The organism is Betaproteobacteria bacterium, assembly GCA_016791345.1.
Taxonomy (GTDB): Bacteria; Pseudomonadota; Gammaproteobacteria; order Burkholderiales; family JAEUMW01; genus JAEUMW01.
Genome location: JAEUMW010000162.1, coordinates 1 through 2,212, shown reverse-complemented (window position 1 = coordinate 2,212; position 2,212 = coordinate 1). Strand labels below are relative to the sequence as shown.

The 2,212-nt window shown below is 65.6% G+C and carries 3 protein-coding genes; all 3 read left to right on the top strand.

The window, feature by feature from the left end; genetic code table 11:
- The first annotated feature begins 10 nt into the window (after positions 1-10).
- Entirely contained in the window at positions 11-1,387 is a 1,377-nt protein-coding gene (locus JNK68_06480; protein MBL8540003.1) for a hypothetical protein, read from the top strand.
- A 103-nt stretch (positions 1,388-1,490) separates the two neighbouring features.
- Positions 1,491-1,964 carry a winged helix-turn-helix transcriptional regulator gene (locus tag JNK68_06475; GenBank protein MBL8540002.1) on the top strand — a complete coding sequence of 158 codons (474 nt, stop codon included), beginning with the start codon at positions 1,491-1,493 and terminating at the stop codon, positions 1,962-1,964.
- A gap of 5 nt (positions 1,965-1,969) precedes the next feature.
- Positions 1,970-2,212: MFS transporter (locus JNK68_06470; protein ID MBL8540001.1), on the top strand; the 243-nt coding region annotated here is incomplete at its 3' end.

Below are 2,212 nucleotides of genomic sequence, written 5' to 3'. Positions count from 1 at the left end.
CACGCTCGAAGTGCTGGCAATCGCCACGGCGGTGAAGAACTGCGGCGGTTACGTCATCGCCCAGGTCGAGCGCGTCGCCGAGCGCAATTCGCTCAATCCGCGCGACGTGAAGGTGCCGGGCATTCTCGTGGACTGCGTCGTTGTCGCCAAGCCCGAGAATCACTGGCAGACTTTCGCCACCCAGTACAACCCTGCGTACAGCGGCGAGATCCGCGTGCCGGTGGAATCGCTGCCGCCGATGGAACTCGACGAGCGCAAGGTCATCGCGCGTCGTGCCGCGCTCGAACTTTCCCCGAACAGCGTCGTGAACCTGGGTATCGGCATGCCCGAAGGCATCGCGGCGGTGGCGAACGAGGAAAAGATCATCGACCTGATGACGCTCACGGCAGAACCCGGAGTCGTCGGTGGCGTGCCTGCGGGCGGGCTCGACTTCGGGGCCGCGGTGAACACGGCCGCGGTCATCGACCAGCCGAGCCAGTTCGACTTCTATGACGGCGGCGGCCTCGATGCCACCTTCCTCGGCTTGGCCCAGGCCGACCGGGAAGGCAATCTCAACGTGAGCAAGTTCGGACCGAAACTCGCGGGTGCCGGCGGGTTCATCAACATCAGCCAGAACGCGAAGAAGGTGGTGTTCACCGGCACTTTCACGGCGGGCGGGCTTGCCATCGCCATCGAGAATGGCGCGGTGCGCATCGTCTCCGAAGGCAAGGCGCGCAAGTTCGTGAGCGAGGTCGAGCACAAGACCTTCAGCGGCAAGGTAGCGGTGAGCCGCGGCCAGCCGGTCCTCTACGTCACCGAGCGCTGCGTCTTCCGGCTGTGCGAGGAGGGGCTGGAACTGGTCGAAGTCGCCCCCGGCATCGACATCGAACGCGACATCCTGCCCTTCATGGACTTCAAGCCGGTGATTCGCGGCCCCGTGCCGCTCATGGACGCACGCATCTTCCGGCCGGAGCCGATGGGGCTGCGCAACGACATGATGCGCGTGCCGCTCGAGTCGCGCTTCCGCTACGACCCGGAGGAGAACCTCTTCTTCATCAATTTCGAAAACCTCGAAATCAAGTCGAAGGACGACATCGAGGCGATCCGCCAGCAGGTCGAATCGATCCTGGCCCCGCTCGGCCGCAAGGTGGCGACCGTGGTGAACTACGACAACTTCAGCATTCCTCTGGATCTTTCCGACGACTATGCGCGGATGGTGCGCGACGTGGTGAGCCGCTTCTATTCGAACGTCAGCCGCTACAGCACGAGCGCCTTCACGCGCATGATGCTCGGGCTCAAGCTCGGCGGCCACGGTCTGTCGCCGAAGGTCTATCCAGGCGCAGCGGAGGCGCTCGAGTCAGCGAAGCGCGCCCGCGCAGCAGTGAGCACCGATCCGGTCAAGACGTGAAACCGGGCCTGTAACCGAACAGGCCATAGTCCCCGCATCGAGTTGACAAGCCGGAGCGCGCGCCGCAATATACGTGTATATACACGTAACGGAGCGTCGGAACATGGCGGCGAAATGTGTCTGCATCAACTTGAGGCGGGCGGCAAGTTCGGTCACCCGGCTCTACGACGAGATGCTCGCGCCGAGCGGCCTGCTGGTCACGCAGTTTTCGCTGCTGCTGGCGATCGAAAGAGCCGGTGAGCCGCGTCTCGGCGAACTGGCCGAGGCGATGGAACTCGATCGCACCACGCTCACGCGCAATCTGAAGCCGCTGGAGCGGCAGGGGCTGATCGAGATCTCCACGGGTGACGACCCGCGCACGCGCCGCGTCGTGGTGACGGAAGTCGGCAGCGCGGCAATTGCGCGTGCCCGGCCGCTTTGGGCGCAGGCCCAGCAGGCGGTGCGCAGCGCCGTCGGCGACGAAGCGCTGGACGACATGCTGCGGCGCCTTTCCGCTCTGCGGCGGGACGTTCAGAGCGTCCCGGCGACACCGGCCAAGCCGGCCCCGCGCGCGGCGCAGCGCGATCGATCGAGGTAAAGGCAATGACGACCAACTGGCGCACCCCAGGCGTGGTGATTCTCTGCGGCGGGCTCATCGTGACGCTTTCGATGGGCATCCGGCACGCCTTCGGACTCTTCCTGCAACCGATGAGCGCCGACTTCGGCTGGGGCCGCGAAGTCTTCTCGCTCGCCCTCGCGCTGCAGAATCTCGTGTGGGGCGCAACGCAGCCGTTCACGGGCTTCATCGCCGACCGCTTCGGTGCGGGCCGCGTGCTGGTCACCGGC